Below are 19971 nucleotides of genomic sequence, written 5' to 3'. Positions count from 1 at the left end.
CGCCATTGGCGCCACCGACCTGATTCGGTAACGCCGCCCCAGTCATCAGCGGAATTGTTCGGTAACATTTTCGATGAGGCAATGCGCCCCTCATCGGCGTCCAATTTTGACCCCTTCGTGCGGCGGGCTTTGCTGGTAGCGCTCGTCTCGTCGGAGCTGGCCGGGATAGCGGAGGCGAGACGAGCGCGGGTGGCGTGATCGTCGTCTCGGCTCTTGAACCGCCAGCTATCGTTGCCGGTCTCGACAATGTCGCAGTGATGGGTCAATCGGTCGAGCAGCGCTGTGGTCATTTTGGCGTCGCCGAACACGCTCGGCCATTCGCCGAAGGCGAGATTGGTCGTCACGATGACGGAGGCGCGCTCATAGAGCCGGCTGACGAGGTGGAAGAGGAGCTGGCCACCGGACTGGGCGAAGGGCAAATAGCCGAGTTCATCCAGCACGATGAAGTCCATCCGGGTCAGATGCTCGGCGAGCCGTCCTTGCCGTCCGTTGCGGGTCTCGGTCTCGAGGCGATTGACGAGGTCGACTACGTTGAAGAAGCGGCCGCGGGCACCGGATCGGATGCAGCTTCTGGCGATGGCAATGGCCAGGTGGGTCTTGCCTGTGCCGGTGCCGCCAACCAGCACGACATTGCGTTGCTGGGCGATGAAGCCGCCGCTGGCGAGATCATTGACGAGAGTCTGATTGATCGGCGTGCCGTCGAACTGGAAGTCGGCGATGTCCTTGGCAAGCGGCAGCTTGGCAATGGTCAGCTGGTATTTGATCGAGCGGGCCTGCTTCTCGTTGATCTCGGCGTTAAGCAGGTCGCCGACAATGCGCTGAGGTTCGTGCTGGCGCTTGACGGCAGTTGCCATGATCTCGTCGAAGGCAGCCTTCATGCCGTAGAGCTTGAGCTCGCCCATGAGGTCGAAGATTTGGGTTCGTTCCATCAGATGGTCCTCCGGAGGTTGTCGTAGCGGGCACAATCGGCGATCGGTGCATGACGGAGCGTCAGTGCGGCCGGCGTCATGATGTTGGCCGGTGGGGCGGGTTCACGTTGACGGGCCAGGATGTTGAGCACGACATCGGCGGAATGGACGCCATGACCGAGCGCTTCGGCACAGGCCGCTTCCACCGCGGACAGACCGTCAGTCAGCACCGCGGTGAGGATGTCGACCATCTGCCGATTGCCATCGTCGGTGCTGGCAAGCTTGCGCCGGATCCGCTCGATCGCGGCCGGCAGCACCCAGTCTTTGAAGGGAGCGCCGTTGCGCAAGGCACCGGGTTTGCGAGCCAGCACCGGCACATAGTGCCAGGGATCATAGGTCGTCTCGCCGCGGCCAAAGGATCGCGGGTGCTCGGCAACGATGCGTCCATCCTGACGGATCACGATGCGGTCGGCATAAGCCTGGACTTCGACCGGCCGTCCGACTGCGCTGGCTGCGACCGAGTACTTGTTGTTGTCGAAGCGCACCAGGCAGGTCTTCGAGACCGATGCCGTCACCGCATGGAAGCCGTCGAAGCGGCCGGCATAGGGAACGAGCTTGGGACGCTCGGCTTCGAACACTTCCCAGATCGTCTGATCGACCAGCTCCGGGTGGCGATGAGCCTTGGCGTAGGCGATGCATTTGTCGAGCAGCCAGGCGTTTAACTCGTCGAGGTTTTTGAACCGCAGCCGCGGCGTGAAGAAGCGCTCCCGGACCAGCCCGACCTGGTTCTCGACCTGCCCCTTCTCCCAGCCCGACGCCGGCGTGCAGGCGACCGGATCGACCAGATAGTGGCTGCACATCTGCAGGAAGCGGCGATTGTAGAGACGCCCTTTACCGACGAAGATCGTCTCTACGGCGGTCTTCATGTTGTCGTAGATGCCGCGGGTGCAGGTGCCTTTGAACAGAGCGAACGCCCGGTCGTGGGCGTCGAACACCATCTCCTGCGTCTCCCGCGGATAGGCCCGCACGAACAGCATGCGGCTGTGACAGAGCCGGACATGGGCGGCCTTCACCATCACCGTGGTCCCGCTCAGCAAGACCACCTCGTGGCTCCAGTCGAACTGGTAGGCTTCGCCTGGGGCAAAGCTCAGCGGGACATAAGCCGCCGCGGTCGATTGCCCGCGTTCTTTGCTCCACCGCCTGGCGTAACGCCGCACGGCATCGTAACCGCCGTCGTAGCCGCGGCCGCGCAGCTCTTCGAAGATCCGGATCAACGTCAGCTGTTCACGAGCCGATTTGGCCGCGTTCGCCGCCAGCAATCCGTCAAGCTCTACTGCCCATCGTCCCAGCTTTGGCCGCGGCTGCACCTGCCGCTCGTACTCGAAGGAGGTCTCTCCCGACCTCAGCACCTTCCGGACCGTGTTCCGCGACACCTTCAGGTCACGGGCGATCTCCTTGATCGTCTTGCCCTTGATGAAGTGCTCGCGCCGGATCCGGGCAATTGTCTCCACGATCAGCATCCCCCACCACCTGCTTCGTTCCAAAGCAGGCAGCGCAACAGATCAATCTGTAGGGGGTCAATTTTGGACGCCGATCCCCCGGCTTAGGGGGTCAATATTGCAGGCCGAATGACACCTTGGGGGCCCGCCCAACGATGTTGTGAACTCGCCAACTCGCCTCGCCGACGAATGTACCCCTACAAGCAGTGTTCGCTTCGCATGCTACAGTCTGTAGATGAGATCATTTATTGTGGCATTCGCAGTTGCATTTCTTTCTCTGTTTGGCGCGCATCATTTATCGCTTACCGAAAGAGCTGGTCGAGATTCCAGTCCAATCTCTGCTCGAGTTGGGCCGCACCAAGCGCATGACTGCATCGGTCAATCCGCTCAAATAGGGACAAGGGACAGGTTGTATTTTGCCATCGACGATCCGATGCAAGTCGTCGGCACCGCAACATGTCTCTCCTCCTTGCAGGTCGCGTTCCATCTAAGCGAACCTATTGACCAGTATTCGCTTCTCGCAACGTCAACCGTACGCGTTGTCAACGACGGCTGGTCCCTCTTGCTGTGTATCCGTCCGAGGGCGGCCGTCTTGCGAGTTTTTCCGATCTGTAGCTGACTGTCCTTATGGACGTACATAAGGACAGTGCGGTGCTGAGCCGCATGGATTTGGTGGAGACCGGTCGGCGGCGACGCTGGACGCGTGCGGAGAAGCTCAGAATCGTAGAGGAGAGCTTCTCGGGGCCACGACTGGTGTCGGCGACGGCTCGCCGGTATGGGATATCACGTCAGCTTCTGCTGAGCTGGCGCAAGGCTTGGACCTGTCATGATCCGGCCGAAGAGGATTCGATCGGCCCGACATTCGTCCCTGCGATAGTTGCGGCAAGTACGCCGCCAACGACGGAAGCTGTCGAGACAGGTCAGATCGAAATCGTGAGCCCTCAGGGGCTGCGCGTGGTCTTCGGCCCCGGTGCGGATATCGAGGCGGTCGTTCGAATTGCTCGGGGCCTGGCGCGCCGATGATCCCGATCCCGACGGGCGTGCGGGTGTGGCTGGCGACGGGCCATACCGACATGCGGTGCGGCTTTCCGAGCCTGGCTCTGCGCGTGCAGGAAGTGCTCAAGCGCGACGCCATGGGCGGCGGTCTTTTCTGCTTCCGGGGCAAACGCGGTGATCTATTGAAGGTCATTTGGCACGGTGTGCTGCAGAGCATGAAGGAGGTGAATAACCGAATTTAATGCGTACAGCTTTATGAGAGATGGAGGATGGCCCTCCTGCATCGGCGTTTCAGGCGCAGATGCAAAACCACGACACTGTGGCTTCGCTTAAAAGGCGCGGTCATGAGCAAGTGTTGCAAAAGTCCCGGGTGTACGGGGCAGGTAAGTATCCAGAAGGCGAGCGAAAGCGAATCTTCCGATGACGCGTCGAAAATTACTAAGGCGTCGCCAAAATCAGGGGCGCGTGCCATCCCTGAGATCAATCCGTGAGGCGCCTGGATTACTGCGCGGATGGCGACCGGCGTTTAGGGGACGCGATCTGGATACAGGCTCTTGTAGAGAACTGCAGGAACCAGTCGTTGTGATGCCAAGGGAGAAGTTCAAGCGGCGCACACCGCGAGACGAGAGTACCGAAGCACAACACTGGGGCGGATCGGCTCGTAGTAGTGATGAAGGTGCTGTAATGGGACTGGAGCGAAGGGGCCGAAACAAGTGGGTTGCTCCCATATGCAACTGTGATGAGCAGGAGGACATGTGAGTGTAACCGGACGTAAGCAGTACGATATCGACAAGCAGACAGTGATGAAGGCCTACCGATTGGTCAAAGCCAATGCGGGCTCGGCCGGCGTGGATAAGGTGTCGCTCGAAGCTTTTGAGAAGGACTTGAAGGGCAACCTTTACAAGGTCTGGAATCGAATGTCTTCTGGCAGCTACTTTCCACCTGCCGTTCGGGCTGTCTCCATTCCCAAGAAGAACGGCGGGCAACGCATTCTAGGTGTGCCGACAGTAGCAGATCGCGTGGCGCAAACGGTCGTCAAGCTGCAGATTGAACAAGCACTCGAGGAAATCTTCCTTCCCGATTCCTACGGCTACCGGCCCGGAAAATCCGCGCTGGACGCCGTCGGCGTCACCCGGCAACGGTGCTGGAGGATGGACTGGGTGCTGGAGTTCGACATCAAAGGCCTGTTCGACAATATCAGCCACAAGTTGCTTATGAAGGCCGTCAGGAAGCATGTGCAAGACGAATGGGCTCTGCTCTACATCGAACGCTGGCTAACAGCGCCGATGCAAGACAGAGACGGAGCGATCACCGCTCGCGACCGGGGCACACCCCAAGGCGGCGTGATCAGTCCCGTCCTTGCCAATTTGTTCTTGCATTATGCGTTCGATACATGGATGGCGCGGAACTTCCCGCAGTCGCCGTGGTGTCGATACGCGGACGACGGGCTCGTTCATTGCCGAACCAAGGCTGAAGCGGAAGCCATCAAGGCGGCGCTGCAAGCAAGGTTTAAGGAATGCGAACTCGAAATGCATCCCGACAAGACCAAGATCGTCTACTGCAAAGACAGCAATCGCCCGGGTAGCCATGCCAGTCAGTCATTTGACTTTCTGGGATTTACCTTTCGACCGCGCAGGGCAAGAAACCATCAGAAGAAAGAAAACTTCTGTACGTTCTCGCCAGCGGTCAGCAGGGCGGCGATGACGTCTATGCGTATGACGATCCGGCAGCTCCGCCTCAGGCTTCGCTCGCAGACGGAAGTCGACGCAATTGCCTTGGAACTGAACCCCGTCCTTCGTGGATGGAGGCAGTACTACGGCAGATATGGGCGGTCAGAAATGCACAACCTGTATCGATATGTCGACGAATCTCTTAACCGCTGGGCGCGACGCAAATACAAAGGGCTGAAGAATGGAAAAGTCAGAGCCTCCACCTGGCTCAGATTGATCCGCTGCCGCAGGCCGAAGCTGTTCGCTCATTGGGCGATGTTGAGTTCTGCCTCGTTACTTGTTGAGAGCCGTATGACGTGAGAGCGTCACGTACGGTTCGGAGAGCGGCTCCGGGTGCAACCCCCGGGGCCGACTCACCATGGCCAGGGCGCCTGCTTGTTCACCAAAAGACTCGAGAGAGGCAGGTTCATCTGGCCATCGGTTGCTGGTGAATCGGTAACGATCTCTCCGGCGCAGTTGAGCTATCTGTTGTCCGGGATCGATTGGCGCAACCCTCAAGAAACCCAGCGTCCGACGCGGGTCGGATAGTCGTTTTACGGTTTGAATCTGCTGCTCGATCTGATTCAATGGCTCCATGATATCGAAGCCGGATGATCTTCCATCGGACCTTGTCAGTGCCCTGGCGGCGCTGCAGGCCGAGCGTGAGGCGCGACAGAAAGCCGAGGCGAAGGCCGCCAACTGGCAGGCGCAAGCCGCGAATGCGCAGGCGAAACTGTCGGATACCGAGGCGCTGATCGCTCATCTCGAGTTGCGCATCGAGAAGCTGAAACGCGAACTGCACGGGCAGCGATCCGAGCGCTCGGCACGGCTGCTCGAGCAGTTGGAGTTGGAGCTCGAAGAACTCGTCACCACGGCGAGCGAGGATGAGCTTGCCGCACAGGCCGCAGCGGCGAAGACGCAGAACGTCCGCCCCTTCATGCGCAAGCGGCCGGTGCGCAAGCCATGGCCTGACGATATCGAACGCGAGCGCGTCGTCATTGAGACTCCAACGACCTGCGCCTGCTGCGGTGGATCGCGGCTGGCGAAGATCGGTGAGGATGTGACCAAGACGCTGGAGGAGATCCCGCGCCGCTTCAAGCTGATCGAGACGGTACGCGAGAAGTTCACCTGCCGCGATTGCGAGAAGATCAGCCAGCCGCCCGCGCCGTTCCATGCCACGCCGCGCGGCTTCATCGGCCCACAATTGCTGGCGACGATCCTGTTCGACAAGTTCGGCATGCATATCCCGCTCAACCGCCAGAGTGCGCGCTTTAAGGCCGAGGGGATCGACCTGCCGTTGTCGACGCTGGCCGACCAGGTCGGCCACGGGACCTTCGCCGTCATGCCGCTCTTCCACTTGATCGAACGCCACGTGCTCGCTGCCGAGCGCCTTCATGGCGACGACACCACCATCCGTATTCTGGCGAAGGGCAAGTGCACGACCGGGCGGATCTGGACTTATGTGCGGGATGACCGGCCGTTCGCCGGGCCTGCGCCGCCGGCAGCGGTCTATTACGCCTCGAGCGACCGACGAGGCGAGCATCCACAGAGACATCTGGCCGCCTTCGCCGGCATCTTGCAGGCGGATTGCTACAGCGGCTTCGAGCCGCTGTTCGACCCGCAGAAGAAGGCGCTGCCGATTACGCCGGCGTTTTGCGTGGCCCATGCGCGGCGGGGCTTCTTCGAGCTGGCTGATATCGAGAAAAATGCTCGGGAAGGCAAGAAAGGCAAACCGGTCTCCCCGATCGCGCTGGAGGCTGTCAGACGCCTCGATACGTTGTTCGAGATCGAGCGCGCCATCAACGGCCGCGGTGCCGGCGAGCGGCGTGCCGCTCGCCAGGAACAGAGTAAGTCACTTCTCGAGGACATGCATGCCTGGCTGCTCCGCGAGCGCGAAACCCTCTCGCGTTCCTCCGAGGTCCTGAAGCCGATTAACTACATGCTCAGGCGCTGGGACGGCTTCGCCCGCTTCCTCGACGACGGCAGGATCTGCTTGACCAACAATTGCGCTGAGCGCGCATTGAGAGGCATCGCCTTGGGAAGGCGCAACTGGACCTTCGCCGGCAGCCAGCGCGGCGCCGACCGTGCCGCCATCATGCTGACGATGATCACGACCTGTCGCCTCAACGACGTCGATCCCAAGGCCTGGCTCGCCGACGTCCTGGCCCGTATCGCCGATCATCCCGCATCGCGTCTGCACGAGCTCTTGCCCTGGGAATGGAAGCTCCTGCGCCAGGCCGACAAGCCAGCCAATCAGCAGGCCGCCTGACCTTCACCCTTCACCCAATGCCATCATAGACCTCGCCGTGCCCGCGCGCATGCGTCAATCAGGCGGCCTCCGTCGTATGCGTACCTTGCTGTCCCGCTATGTGCAAGCCCATGCGTCAAGTAACATTCTTGCGTGCTTATTTCGTCCAATAGACAATCTTGAACATCAATTGAGCCCGGAGGATAGGAGCAAGTCCTTCGCGTGCAAAGAGATTGCGGTCCAAGCCGCTGTCAACGCGGTCTCGCTCACACCCACGCGTCTAGTCGGCGATGTCAGCCCCAACGTGGTTCTGCCGACCATTGATATAGAAATCTATTCGATAATCTTCTCTGATGCTCAAAGTGAACTCAAGCTTGCGTTTAGCCCGTCCTATTCGTGAGAGTGCTTTTTTTAGTCCGATTGATGTGGCCGCACATCTGCTCTGACGAGGCGCGCGGGATTGCCTTCGGCTTTTCACCGCCTGACGACCCGTACTTTGCAACGCGCTTGAGGGATGGGTTGGGCGAACGGGGGGCGGACGCCCCGCCGGTCAAGGACCGAGAGGCAGCAGCGCGCCTGGCAAGCCGCGGATCAGGTCGGCTTCGGGACATGCCGCGGCAAACGCAAGGCGAATGCGGCTCGTGGTCTCGACGACACGGGCAGCGAGTTTCAAGAGACGAAGACGCAGCGTCGCGAACTCGGCTGTGGCCAATTCCCGGGCTTTGGGAATCGCGTCGCGCACGGTCAGCATCAGCCAATAAGCGGCGGTGTGGAGAACGAGGCGGACTTGATTGGCGAGCGCCGAACGGCAGCTGGTGCGATCGGAGGCGAGCTGTGTCTTATGCAGCTTGATCAGATTCTCGGCTTGGCCGCGCGCGCAATACAGGCTGTCGTAGATCCACTCGGCCGAGCCGACATCGAGGCTGGTGACGACGAAACGGATGTCGAGGCCGAGCATCGTCGCCTCAATACGGGCGACGGTACGCCGTTCGCGATCCCAGGACTTGGCCTTGTGGCGCGTCTCGGTATAGCCACGCAGAACCGGCAGGTTCTCGATGGCGCGTCGCGTGCGGATGTCGTCGGCGGCCTCGTCGAGTTTTCTGGCGAGCGGCTTGGTGCCGGACAGACCGAAGATGTAGTCGATGCCGTTGGTCTCGCACCACGCCATTGCCTCCGGCCGGGCATAGTGCCCGTCGCCACGGAACGTAATTCGCGTGTTGTGCCACCGCGTCCGGATATGCCGTATCAGGCGGCGCAGATGGGCACGCACCTCGACGCCGCCCGGCGTCTTGCCGGGCCGCAACACGACCGCCACGGGCCGGCTCTTCTCCGTGTCGTAGACGTGGATCGGCAGGAAGCAGCGTTCGTCATAATGAGCGTTGAACAGCGAGAGCTGCTGATGGCCGTGGACGACATCGCAGGTATCATCGATGTCGAGCGTGACGGATGCCGGCTCGCGCGGGTAGCTATCCATCCATGCGTCGACCAAAGTGTAGGTCAGTCGGATCACGTCGCGCAGGCGCGGAGCATTCTCCAGCCGCGACAGCGTCGGTTGGGAACACAGATCGCGACCCGTGTCCGGCAGCCGTCCGCAGGCCAGCTTGAATGCGGGATCGGACCGCAGATGATCGAGGTCGTCGGCGTCCTCGTAGCCGCAGCAGATCGCGAACATGCGCGCGCGGAACATATCGACAAGGCTGTGCACGACCCGCGTCGGATCGCGCCGATCCGGGAACACCCGGGCCAAATTGTCGGCCAAGCCGAGACGCCGCTCGGCCAGCGCCAGAAGCATCACGCCCCCGTTCGAGGTCAGCCGACCGCCATCGAAGGCAGCTGTGACTTTCTTGGCGTGAACGGCTGGAAACGAGAAGGGCAGAATCGTATCATCGGTCATGGCGGGCCTGGCGTTCGCGGTTGAGGTGATGGGGTTGGCTTTGCAACCGAATCCTACGCCGCATCAGCGCTTTACACCACGCTCGCCAGCCTCTCAGGCGCACTCTGACGAATAAGACGGGTTTAGTACCTCTACCAAGCCAATGGACGGTCAGTGGTCAATTCCAATAGACCCACCGCTAAAGGCCGGTGGATACGAGGTCTACTTGTATCTTCCCAAGAAACACAATGTTCCCCTTCAGCAGAATTCATTGGTCGCGCGGTAGTCAAACCAAATGGTAGACGTCGTAGAAGCCGGTCAAGAGGGCCGGGTAGTGTCCTGGAGCTGCGTGAACACTAAAGATTGTCGGTTTAATTGTGTCTTGGCCATTTAGGGAATGAGCATAATTGTCGATCAGGGCTAGAGTATCGTGAACAGAGTCGTACGACGAAACAATGCCTGCGTGCGTTATCAATTCGTGCATGCCGTTCATTGTGGAGTTCTCGAGGACGACACCTCTAAAAATGTCGCCGGGTCCCGGCCATGTGGAGGCATCATTTGGATTTATCGTCGAGAAGGTTTGTCCATTCGTTCCTCCGACGAGGTGCCAGTTGTCTCCCGTCATATCTGCCCGCTCAAACACAAGCGCATTCTGCGACGAAATTGGAACTAAGGTAGAGCCCTTAATCGTCTCGGCAACATAGCCGCTTGGAAGTTGTACGCCGCCGGTCGGAAGTCCGGTCGTAGATTTCGCTTGGATGTTGCTTATAGGCTCCGCGAAGAGAAATGAATTGTTACTATGGGTATCGTTCAAGAGATTGGCTGGATCGATCCCATATGCGCCTGCTTCCTGTGTGGGAGCCCCGGCCCCATAGAAAAACGGTGCGTGAATATCGTTCGAGACAGTGAATACAAATCCCGTGCAATTTTCATTTCCCCAAGCCGAGCCGATATACGTTTTTGCGTCGGCTAGCCCGTCTTATTCGTCAGAGTGCGCCTGAGAGGCTGGCGAGCGTGGTGTAAAGCGCTGATGCGGCGTAGGATTCGGTTGCAAAGCCAACCCCATCACCTCAACCGCGAACGCCAGGCCCGCCATGACCGACGATACGATTCTGCCCTTCTCGTTTCCAGCCGTTCACGCCAAGAAAGTCACAGCTGCCTTCGATGGCGGTCGGCTGACCTCGAACGGGGGCGTGATGCTTCTGGCGATGGCCGAGCGGCGTCTCGGCTTGGCCGACAATTTGGCCCGGGTGTTCCCGGATCGGCGCGATCCGACGCGGGTCGTGCACAGCCTTGTCGATATGTTCCGCGCGCGCATGTTCGCGATCTGCTGCGGCTACGAGGACGCCGACGACCTCGATCATCTGCGGTCCGATCCCGCATTCAAGCTGGCCTGCGGACGGCTGCCGGACACGGGTCGCGATCTGTGTTCCCAACCGACGCTGTCGCGGCTGGAGAATGCTCCGCGCCTGCGCGACGTGATCCGACTGACCTACACTTTGGTCGACGCATGGATGGATAGCTACCCGCGCGAGCCGGCATCCGTCACGCTCGACATCGATGATACCTGCGATGTCGTCCACGGCCATCAGCAGCTCTCGCTGTTCAACGCTCATTATGACGAACGCTGCTTCCTGCCGATCCACGTCTACGACACGGAGAAGAGCCGGCCCGTGGCGGTCGTGCTGCGGCCCGGCAAGACGCCGGGCGGCGTCGAGGTGCGTGCCCACCTGCGCCGCCTGATCCGGCATATCCGGACGCGGTGGCACAACACGCGAATTACGTTCCGTGGCGACGGGCACTATGCCCGGCCGGAGGCAATGGCGTGGTGCGAGACCAACGGCATCGACTACATCTTCGGTCTGTCCGGCACCAAGCCGCTCGCCAGAAAACTCGACGAGGCCGCCGACGACATCCGCACGCGACGCGCCATCGAGAACCTGCCGGTTCTGCGTGGCTATACCGAGACGCGCCACAAGGCCAAGTCCTGGGATCGCGAACGGCGTACCGTCGCCCGTATTGAGGCGACGATGCTCGGCCTCGACATCCGTTTCGTCGTCACCAGCCTCGATGTCGGCTCGGCCGAGTGGATCTACGACAGCCTGTATTGCGCGCGCGGCCAAGCCGAGAATCTGATCAAGCTGCATAAGACACAGCTCGCCTCCGATCGCACCAGCTGCCGTTCGGCGCTCGCCAATCAAGTCCGCCTCGTTCTCCACACCGCCGCTTAATGGCTGATGCTGACCGTGCGCGACGCGATTCCCAAAGCCCGGGAATTGGCCACAGCCGAGTTCGCGACGCTGCGTCTTCGTCTCTTGAAACTCGCTGCCCGTGTCGTCGAGACCACGAGCCGCATTCGCCTTGCGTTTGCCGCGGCATGTCCCGAAGCCGACCTGATCCGCGGCTTGCCAGGCGCGCTGCTGCCTCTCGGTCCTTGACCGGCGGGGCGTCCGCCCCCCGTTCGCCCAACCTACACCTCAAGCGCGTTGCAAAGTACGGGTCGGTCAGGCGGTGAAAAGCCGAAGGCAATCCCGCGCGCCTCGTCAGAGCAGATGTGCGGCCACATCAATCGGACTAAAAAAAGCACTCTCACGAATAGGACGGGCTAGTACGGCCAACGACCCCACTGCCGAAGGGGCGTGAAGATCGACAGTGACATTCAAGGTCGAGCTGGCCGTTCCCCCGTGTCCGTCGCTCACCGAATATGAAAACTGGTCTACCGCTCCTGTACTCGCCGCCGAGCGTAGAGGTTGTGTCTCGGTGTAGGTATAATCACCCTTTGAATTCAGTGTCAGGTCTCCATAAGCTCCATGAATGAGCTGCCCGACATAAAGATCCAGCCCGTTTACTTTGCTCACAAAAAGAGCGCTGTGCGGACCATCTGGATCAGTATCGTTGGTAAGGACATTTCCCATTATGGTCCCACCCTTCCGGACTGCTGCGAAATCGGCCAGAGCGACGGGCGGCTGGTCTGTCGTGAAGGACCCATCGGTGCGCATATCAAACCCTTGCGTGCTAGAACCGACAACCAAGCGGTCGGAAAAATCTAACTCGAAGGTGTAGTTCGTATTTGGAGAAAGCGCGTTTGCAGGGATCAGGTCTGTCGTAGACGAGGAGCTTTGAAAATTGTCTTGGAAAACGACCTGATGCGTGCTGGCATTCCAGATAGTAAAAATGTAAACCCAGCTGTCACGTGGGCATCGGGCGTGAACGAGTTGTAATGCACCGTGAAATCGCTGGCAGCATTCAACCCGTTCAGGCTGCTATAGTTCGTTACAAACGGGATGACGGTAGTGAAATAATTTGCCTGATACGAGGCGCTGCTTGTGGAACTGATCTGATTTCCAACGGCCGTGACAGTGTAAGTCCCGAAGGGATAAGCGGCCTGCAGATTCGAGAACGAGGTAAATGCCGGAGAGCCGAAGTCGAACCCCGTCGGTGCGATAAGGACCAGTGTTTGGGGCGAGCTGGGACCTGGAAAACTTGCGCTGGCTGCACTGTAATCGCCCGCCGTTATGAATGTGGCACCAATACTGAAAAAATAGAACCGCGGCACCAGCGGAGCGGTGTCACTGGTTTGATCGAAGACGGTATTGTCATAGATGTAGGGACTGATCTGGTCAGCTGTGGTCCCGCTGGAGGACAAAGCTGTCAAGAATTGCGGATCAAGCAAACCGGGATATGCCGCTGAAATCCCGGTCAACTCATGCGTACCTGCCGACGTTCCGTCGGTCACCAGAGCCGGCCCCGGAATTCTGCACAGGGCGATAAGTGGAGTTTCTGGCTGACAGCGGGCACGCTGTGCCTGCGAATCAGGAGCGACAATGAGCAGAAGAACACGCCGGAACCACACACCGGCCTTCAAGGCGAAGGTGGCGCTCGCCGCCGTGAAGGGCGATCGAACGCTGGCTCAGCTTGCCGAGCAGTTCGACGTCCACCCCAATCAGATCACGGCGTGGAAGGCTCAGCTTGAAAGCAAGGCCGCCGATGCGTTCGGTCCCGGCGGCGGCTCCGGAGCGGAGCAAGCAGCCATCGACGTGAAGTCGCTGCACGCCAAGATCGGCGAACTGACGCTGGAGAACGATTCCTAAGAAACGGCAGCATCTACTTTCGGCTCCAAGGGATGGAGAACAAAGCCGAATGCCTTGGCACGCCGATGCAAATTGTTGACCACTCGCGTCCGGTAACGCGTCTCGTAGGACGAGGCCCCGGGATCGACATAGTCCATTCCGTATCGCACAGCATTGTAGAACAGAACTGCGATCTTCCGGGCCGTGGCGGTCACGGCCTTGGCCTTGCCGATGCGCGCTGAGAGCCGTCTATAAAAGGCGCCGAGCGCAGTGTCTGTACGACCCACGGTCACGGCAGCAAGGCGCAGAAGTGCCGCCGCTCGGCCGCCGGATCGGCGCGTTCGGGACGAGAGCATTTTGCCGCCGGAGACCTTGTTGCTCGGCGCCAGTCCCAGCCAGGAGGTAAAATGCTTTGCACTTGGCCACGAGGAGAGGTCGTCGCCGCATTCAGCGATCAGCTTCAGCGAGAGGTAAGGACCGAGGCCGTCGATCGCGGTGAGGTCCTTTCCGAGCAACGCGAACAGCGCCTCGCGGACATCGAAAGCTGGAGCGTTCGCCTGATCGGTTCGATTCCGACGCCGCGAGACCCGCGGCGCTGATCCGTGGCCATGCCCCCGATGGAAGCTCAGTTCCTTCAACACGGCTTCAATTCGGGCGTCGCAGGCAGATGCCTTCTCGTGGTAGGCGTCGTAAAGCGCAAGTGCCTGCTCGAGCGCAAACAGATGCTCGGCGCGGTAGCTTCCGGTGAGCGCCTTCGCGATCGTCTCGGCGCTGGAGCGGCAACTATAATGGCGCAAGCACGCCAGCGCCTCAGGATCGCGCTCGCCGGCAAGGATCGCCCGTATGATACGCAGGCCGGTCACGCCGGTGATGTCGGTGACGACGTGGTGCAGCTGAAGATTCATCTCCGTCAAGGCCTTCTGCATATGCTGGATGTGTGAGGCCGCGTACTCCAGCAGACGCTCGCGCTGACGCACGTAGGCTCGCAGCTCGGCAATCTGCCCTTTGGGCCGAAAGCTGGCCCGCAGCAACCCGAATGAATGGAGCCGCTGCAGCCATTGCGCATCGCTGACATCGGTCTTGCGCCCCGGCACGTGCTTGGCATCGCGCGCGTTGACAAGAAACACGTTAAATCCCCGGGCATCGAGAAGCTCGAAGATCGGAATCCAGTAGACGCTGGTCGATTCCATGACGACAGTCTCGACGCCGCATTCAGTAAACCAGTCGACTAGCCGATGCAGATCAGCCGTGAAGGTACCGAAGCTGCGGACTGGCTCCGGTGCGCGATCTGCCCTCACGGCAGCCATGTGCATAGTCGCTCCGACGTCGATGGCAGCCGCGTCCGGGTGCACCATCTGCATCTTACCTCCGTTCCTCGACTTCGATCTTTTGGGGTTCATCTCTAATCCTCCTGCTGACGGCGGCGGAAGGGCTGGGCTGCGCTATACGTCAGATTCCTAAACGGGATCGCCGGATGGCGTCACCACTCTCAAGTGCGCGACAACCCATGGACCAGGTTTTTTAACGGGGTCACGTGCCACCAAAATCGTATCGGCCGCTCCCTCCCGGTCGGCAATCTAGCGCCGGTCCGTTTCTATCCCACAGGGGGAGCGCATCGCCGCGCATAGTTTTTTAGAAGGAGCGCTCACCAAGGCGGGATTGCTGAGCGCAAAGCGATGATCGACCGTGAGCACGAGCTGTCGATCACCAGGCAGGCGGAGGCTTTGAACATCAGCCGCGGCAGCGTGTACTACCTGCCGCGGCCGGTGCCGGACGCCGACCTTGCGATCATGCAGCGCCTCGACCGGCTGCATCTGGAGTTCCCTTTTGCCGGCTCTCGCATGTTGCGAGGGCTGCTGGCTGCCGATGGGTGCAAGATCGGCCGTCGGCATGTGAAGACGTTGATGCGGCGGATGGGGATAGAAGCGCTCTATCGCCGTCCACGCACGACAAAGCCCGAGCCGGGCCACAAGATCTACCCGTACCTGCTGCGCGGGATGGAGATCACGCGGCCGAACCAGGTGTGGGCGATGGACATCACCTACATCCCGATGGCGCGAGGCTTCGTCTATCTGGCGGTTGTGCTCGACTGGTTCAGCCGCCGCGTGCTGTCGTGGCGCGTATCGATCACCATGGAGGCGGCGTTCTGTGTCGCGACGCTTCAGGATGCCCTGGCTCGTCACGGCAAGCCGGACGTCTTCAATACGGATCAGGGCTCGCAGTTCACCGGACAGGCTTTTAACGGCGTGCTCGCCGACAACGGCATTGCGATCAGCATGGACGGCAAGGGAGCCTGGCGGGACAACGTGTTTGTCGAACGGCTATGGCGCAGCGTCAAATACGAGGAGGTGTATCTGCGGGCCTATGACAGCGTCAGCGAGGCCCTCGCGTCGATCGGCCGATACCTCGACTTCTACAACGGTCGGCGCCCGCATTCGAGCCTTGACGGCGTCACCCCCGATCAAGCCTACTTCAACCCGCTGCCACTCCGCTTGGCAGCCTAACCATGGCAGAGGCTCCACTTATCGACGCGGAAAATCTGTTCAGACAACCGGAGCCAGCTCAGATCGAGCGTTACGGGTTTCTCGGCGGCATGGGCACCGCGGCGGGTGTGACCAACTTCTGCGGGCTGCACGCCAACATCTTCGGCGAGATGCACCGCGTGGTGCAGGGCATCGCCTCCGACTTGCTGGCGCGGATCGACCGTCTCGGCGGGTTGAACGCGCCGCATCTGATCCTCGGCAAGATCCTTGCGCAGGCGTATGACACCGCCGCCTACAAGATCGCGGCGGACGATCTGCTGGCGCATCACAAGGTCGACATCCTGTTCCACGCACTCGGTGCCGGCGTTGTGATGGACGGCGCGCGGATTCGCGCGCTAATGGTGGAAACCAAGGCCGGCCGGCAAGCGGTGCTGGCCGGCATCTTCATCGACTGTTCCGGCGACGGCGATCTCGCGGTGTGGGCGGGCGCGCCCTATGAAGTCGGCGACAACCAAGGCGGCATGCTCTACCCCTCGATGATGTTCCGCCTCAACGGCATCGATCCGGCGAAAGCGGGCGACGCGTGGCGCACGATCCCGGCGCTGATGGCGGAGGCCGAGGCCGCCGGCACGCATAAATTCCCGCGCAAGTCGGCGATCGTGCGGCCGCAGAAATCGCAGATCGAATGGCGGGTGAATTTCACGCAGGTGACCCGAAGCGATGGCGGCGCCATCTCGGGCATCGACCCCGACGACATGACGCGCGGCGAGATCGAGGGCCGCCGCCAGGCGGTCGAGGCTTTTGCCTTTTTGCGCACGGTGCCTGGCTTCGAGAACTCCTACATCGTCGATCTGCCGCCGCAGCTCGGCATCCGCGAGACGCGGCGCGTGATCGGCGGCTACATGCTGTCAGGCGAGGACGTGCTGGGCTGCGCCTCGTTCGAGGACTCGATCGGCGTCAATGGCTGGCCGAAGGAGTCGCACGTGCCGGGCGACGTGATCTTCGAGTTTCCGCCGATCCCGGAGAGCCGCGGCTACAACGAGTTGCCGTATCGCATGCTGGTGCCTGATGGTGTCGACAATCTCCTGGTCGCCGGCCGTTGCGCCTCGATGACCCATGAAGGGCAGTCAGCCGCGCGCGTCTCCGGTGCCTGCTTTGTGATGGGCGAGGCGGCGGGAACCGCCGCTGCGCTGGCGCTCGTGGGCAACACGATTCCGCGCGACATTTCGGTCGAAAAGTTGCAACAACAGCTTGGCAAGCAGGGCGCGTTCATCGGCCGCGATCAGGCCGTGCCCGAAGGACTTTAGGCGGAGGACGGCAATGAAGGGTTGGACGCGGCTCGCACTCGCGGGTCTGCTGGTCTGGGCCGCGAGCGGCATCGCGCGGGCCGATGATCTCCTCAACGCGAAGATCGGCGTCTTGCGCCTGTCGTCCTCGGCGCCGGTGTTCATCGCGCAGGACAAGGGCTATTTCCGCGACGCCGGCCTCGACGTCGAGTTGAAATTCTTCGATGCGGCACAGCCGATCGCGGTCGCGACCACCTCGGGCGACATCGATTTCGGCATCACCGCCTTCACCGCGGGCCTCTATAACCTCGCCGGCAAGGGCACGCTGAAGGTGATCGGCGGCATGAGCCGCGAGAAGGCCGGCTATCCCCTGATCGGCTATTTCGCCAGCAACAATGCCTACGCGGCGGGCCTCAAGACCCCGAAGGATCTGGCCGGCAAGCGCGTGGCGGTGACCCAGGTCGGCTCCAGCTTCCATTATTCGCTCGGCCTGCTCGCCGACAAATACGGCTTCAAGCTGTCCGACGTGAAAGTCGTGCCGTTGCAGTCGCTGTCGAACGCGGCGGCGGCGCTGAAGGGCGAGACGGTCGATGCGGCGCTGCTGCCGGTCTCGACCGCGCGGACGCTGATGGATTCCAACGGCGCGAAATTCCTCGGCTGGGTCGGCGACGAGACGCCGTGGCAGCTCGGCGCCATCTTCGCTTCGCCGAAGACGCTGACCAACGCACCGCTGGTGACCAGGCTGCTCGCCGCGCTTACCCGCGCTGACCACGAATATCACGACGTGATCCTCACTGCGGTCAAGGATGGCGTGGTGCCGATCAACGACAAGACCAGGCCGCTGCTCGAGATCATCGCCAAATACACCAACCTGCCGGTCGAGCAGGTGGTCGGCAACTGCGCCTATATCGATCCCGACGGCAAGCTCGACGTCAAGAACGTCGACAACCAGATCAAATGGCTGCAGGCGCAGGGTTTTGTCGACAAGGGCTTTGACGCCAATGCGATCATCGCCAAGGACTATGTGAAGGCGGATTGATGCAGAACCGCGCGCACCATAGTCCACCCGTCATCCTGAGGAGCGCGCACTTGCGCGCGTCTCGAAGGATGCACGGCCGAGCTGCATCCGGGCCGTCGACCCTTCGAGACGCCGCTGCGCGGCTCCTCAGGGTGACGGATCAGATAATGAGCCTCTAACATGGACCTGATCGCCGACCATATCAGCCATCGCTTCGGCGCGCTCGACGTGCTCGACGATGTCTCCTTCCAGGTCTCGGCCGGCGAGATCGTTGCGATCGTCGGTCCGTCCGGCTGCGGCAAGAGCACGCTGCTGTCGATCCTCGGTGGGCTGCTGCGGCCATCCGCGGGTGCCGCCGAGCTGCGCGGCGCGCCGCCGGCCGGCAGCCTCAATCCGCTGACCTTCGTATTCCAGGATTTTGCCCTGCTGCCGTGGAATACTGTCGAGGAGAACGTCGCGTTCCCGCTGCTGCACACGGCCCTCAGCGCAGGTGACCGCCGTGCGGTGATCGACGACGCGCTGCGCCGCACTGGTCTCTCCGATTTCCGTGCGACTTACCCAAAACAGCTGTCCGGCGGCATGCGCCAGCGCGTCGGCATTGCGCGCGCACTCGCGGTTCGCCCCGCGATTCTGTTGATGGACGAACCGCTATCGGCGCTGGATTCGCAGACTCGCGAGCTCCTGATGGAGGATTTCGTGGGTCTGCTCGCCGATGGCGCGATGGGCGCGGTCTATGTCACGCATAACCTTGAGGAAGCGGTGCGGCTCGCCGACCGCGTCGTCGTGCTGTCACGCCGCCCCGGTCGGATCAGGGAGATCGTGACCATTCCGATGACGCGCGCCGAACGCGGTGCGGCGGACGCGCGCGGGCCGCTGGCCGCGCTTCAAGGGGAGCTGTGGTCGTTGATCCGGAAAGAGGCGATCGATGCCGAGCGCGAGGTTCAGCATGCTTGACCGCGCGCCGCAGGAGACGAACGATCAGTCGGCAGAAGCAACGCGGCCGGTCGCGTTTCGCGGTGCCGGCTTTACCCCGGGCGGCAGCCGCTATGCCGGCTGGATCGCGCTCGCGCTTGTCATCGCGGTATGGCAGCTCGCGGGTAGCGCAGGATTGGTCAATCCGCTGTTCCTGCCGGCGCCGTCGGCGATCGCCGTGGCGATCACCAAGCTCGCGATGTCGGGCGCGCTGTGGCAGCACCTCTCGTGGTCGATCATGCGGATCGGCACCGGCTGGATCCTCGGCACCGTTGCCGGCGTCATCGTTGGTTTCGCGATCGGGCTGTCGACCCTGGCGCGCGGTGTCGGCATCACCTTCATCTCGGCGCTGTTCCCGATTCCGAAGATCGCGCTGCTGCCGCTCCTGATCCTGTGGCTCGGAATCGGCGAGGAGCCGAAGATCGCGACCATTGCGCTCGGTGTGTTCTTCTCGACCGCGATCTCGGTCTATAGCGGCGTCGATGCGGTGCCGCGCAATCTGATCCGGATGGCGCAAAGCTTCAACGTGCCGTTCCATGCCATCGTGCGCCGCGTGATCTGGCCGGGCGCGCTGCCCTCGATCCTCGCCGGCTTCCGCATCACCGCATCGGTTGCGCTCTTGCTCGTCGTCAGCGCCGAGATGATCGGCGCGCAATACGGCATCGGCGCCTTCGTGCTGCAGGCCGGCAATCTGATGCAGACCGATCAGCTGCTCGCCGGCGTCGTGATCCTGTCGCTGTTCGGGCTTGCGGTGGGGAAGCTGATCAACTGGCTGGAGACACGGCTGCTGCACTGGCGGTGAAAGCCGCGCCGTTCGCCACACACCCGGTGTCGTCCCGGCGAAAGCCGGGACCCATAACCACCGGGCATGGTTGTCGGAGACGAATGCAGCCCCAGCGCCTTCGAACA

At 61.6% G+C, this 19971-nt stretch carries 15 protein-coding genes and 5 pseudogenes; 13 read left to right on the top strand and 7 right to left on the bottom strand.

What is annotated here, in order from left to right; genetic code table 11:
- Window positions 1-86: 86 nt before the first annotated feature.
- Both istB and istA read right to left on the bottom strand, forming a co-directional pair.
- Window positions 87-929: pseudogene (gene istB, locus HAP54_RS07415) on the bottom strand (IS21-like element helper ATPase IstB); the annotation flags it as partial.
- A gap of 8 nt (window positions 930-937) precedes the next feature.
- A pseudogene (istA, locus tag HAP54_RS07410) lies at window positions 938-2428 on the bottom strand (IS21 family transposase); the annotation flags it as partial.
- Window positions 2429-3034: 606 nt separating this feature from the next.
- Here istA and tnpA point away from each other — a divergent pair.
- The 5 genes from tnpA to tnpC all read left to right on the top strand — a co-directional run bounded on the left by tnpA (window position 3035) and on the right by tnpC (window position 7381).
- Window positions 3035-3430: an IS66-like element accessory protein TnpA gene (gene tnpA, locus HAP54_RS07405; protein ID WP_166204038.1), complete on the top strand. Its 396-nt coding sequence runs from the start codon at window positions 3035-3037 to the stop codon at window positions 3428-3430.
- Window positions 3427-3645, top strand: coding sequence for an IS66 family insertion sequence element accessory protein TnpB (tnpB, locus tag HAP54_RS07400; protein WP_166294299.1), 219 nt, complete (start codon window positions 3427-3429; stop codon window positions 3643-3645). Before tnpA ends, tnpB (HAP54_RS07400) begins: the two co-directional genes overlap by 4 nt.
- Window positions 3646-4206: 561 nt before the next feature.
- Window positions 4207-5433: a group II intron reverse transcriptase/maturase gene (ltrA, locus tag HAP54_RS07395; RefSeq protein ID WP_166306448.1), complete on the top strand. Its 1227-nt coding sequence runs from the start codon at window positions 4207-4209 to the stop codon at window positions 5431-5433.
- A gap of 33 nt (window positions 5434-5466) precedes the next feature.
- The gene (tnpB, locus tag HAP54_RS07390) at window positions 5467-5661 is read left to right on the top strand and encodes an IS66 family insertion sequence element accessory protein TnpB (protein WP_166293650.1); all 195 of its coding nucleotides are present in this window, start codon (window positions 5467-5469) and stop codon (window positions 5659-5661) included.
- Between the two features lie 46 nt (window positions 5662-5707).
- Window positions 5708-7381: an IS66 family transposase gene (gene tnpC / locus HAP54_RS07385; RefSeq protein WP_166205228.1), complete on the top strand. Its 1674-nt coding sequence runs from the start codon at window positions 5708-5710 to the stop codon at window positions 7379-7381.
- A gap of 529 nt (window positions 7382-7910) precedes the next feature.
- Here tnpC and HAP54_RS07380 read toward each other — a convergent pair.
- Together HAP54_RS07380 and HAP54_RS07375 are read right to left on the bottom strand one after the other, a co-directional pair.
- Window positions 7911-9254 (bottom strand): IS1380-like element ISBdi2 family transposase, encoded by a 1344-nt coding sequence (locus HAP54_RS07380; protein WP_166296921.1) that lies wholly within the window; start codon window positions 9252-9254, stop codon window positions 7911-7913.
- A gap of 265 nt (window positions 9255-9519) precedes the next feature.
- Window positions 9520-10047, bottom strand: a complete 528-nt coding sequence (locus tag HAP54_RS07375; protein WP_166299262.1) for a hypothetical protein — start codon at window positions 10045-10047, stop codon at window positions 9520-9522.
- A 280-nt stretch (window positions 10048-10327) separates the two neighbouring features.
- Between HAP54_RS07375 and HAP54_RS07370 the strand changes: the two are divergent.
- Window positions 10328-11671: pseudogene (locus HAP54_RS07370) on the top strand (IS1380-like element ISBdi2 family transposase).
- Window positions 11672-11776: 105 nt separating this feature from the next.
- Here HAP54_RS07370 and HAP54_RS52430 read toward each other — a convergent pair.
- Entirely contained in the window at window positions 11777-12148 is a 372-nt protein-coding gene (locus HAP54_RS52430; protein ID WP_248114257.1) for an Ig-like domain-containing protein, read from the bottom strand.
- Here HAP54_RS52430 and HAP54_RS07365 point away from each other — a divergent pair.
- A complete protein-coding gene (locus HAP54_RS07365) occupies window positions 12044-12283 on the top strand; it encodes a hypothetical protein (RefSeq protein ID WP_339156831.1) in 240 nt (79 codons plus the stop codon). The two genes, HAP54_RS52430 and HAP54_RS07365, sit on opposite strands and share 105 nt — an antisense overlap.
- 44 nt (window positions 12284-12327) lie before the next feature.
- On the opposite strand, the gene HAP54_RS07360 is transcribed toward HAP54_RS07365, so the two are convergent.
- Entirely contained in the window at window positions 12328-12969 is a 642-nt protein-coding gene (locus tag HAP54_RS07360) for a hypothetical protein (protein WP_166299260.1), read from the bottom strand.
- A gap of 88 nt (window positions 12970-13057) precedes the next feature.
- Here HAP54_RS07360 and HAP54_RS07355 point away from each other — a divergent pair.
- Window positions 13058-13318, top strand: a pseudogene (locus HAP54_RS07355) (transposase); the annotation flags it as partial.
- Between the two features lie 2 nt (window positions 13319-13320).
- Here the strand turns inward: HAP54_RS07355 and HAP54_RS07350 are convergent.
- A complete protein-coding gene (locus tag HAP54_RS07350; protein WP_166298319.1) occupies window positions 13321-14703 on the bottom strand; it encodes an IS110 family transposase in 1383 nt (460 codons plus the stop codon).
- 228 nt (window positions 14704-14931) lie between these two features.
- On the opposite strand from HAP54_RS07350, the pseudogene HAP54_RS07345 reads away from it, so the two are divergent.
- From HAP54_RS07345 to HAP54_RS07325, 5 genes and pseudogenes are all read left to right on the top strand, one after another.
- Window positions 14932-15807, top strand: a pseudogene (locus tag HAP54_RS07345) (IS3 family transposase); the annotation flags it as partial.
- Between the two features lie 2 nt (window positions 15808-15809).
- Entirely contained in the window at window positions 15810-17093 is a 1284-nt protein-coding gene (locus HAP54_RS07340; protein ID WP_224741346.1) for an FAD-dependent oxidoreductase, read from the top strand.
- 13 nt (window positions 17094-17106) lie between these two features.
- Window positions 17107-18111, top strand: coding sequence for an ABC transporter substrate-binding protein (locus tag HAP54_RS07335; RefSeq protein ID WP_166299259.1), 1005 nt, complete (start codon window positions 17107-17109; stop codon window positions 18109-18111).
- A 159-nt stretch (window positions 18112-18270) separates the two neighbouring features.
- Window positions 18271-19044 carry an ABC transporter ATP-binding protein gene (locus HAP54_RS07330; protein WP_166299258.1) on the top strand — a complete coding sequence of 258 codons (774 nt, stop codon included), beginning with the start codon at window positions 18271-18273 and terminating at the stop codon, window positions 19042-19044.
- Window positions 19037-19864, top strand: coding sequence for an ABC transporter permease (locus tag HAP54_RS07325; protein WP_166299257.1), 828 nt, complete (start codon window positions 19037-19039; stop codon window positions 19862-19864). Before HAP54_RS07330 ends, HAP54_RS07325 begins: the two co-directional genes overlap by 8 nt.
- Window positions 19865-19971 lie beyond the last annotated feature (107 nt).

Origin of the sequence: Bradyrhizobium sp. 2S1, from assembly GCF_011516625.5 — a bacterium.
GTDB lineage: Bacteria > Pseudomonadota > Alphaproteobacteria > Rhizobiales > Xanthobacteraceae > Bradyrhizobium > Bradyrhizobium septentrionale.
The sequence above is the reverse complement of the archived record's forward strand: the minus strand, read 5'-3'. Positions and strand labels throughout refer to the sequence as shown.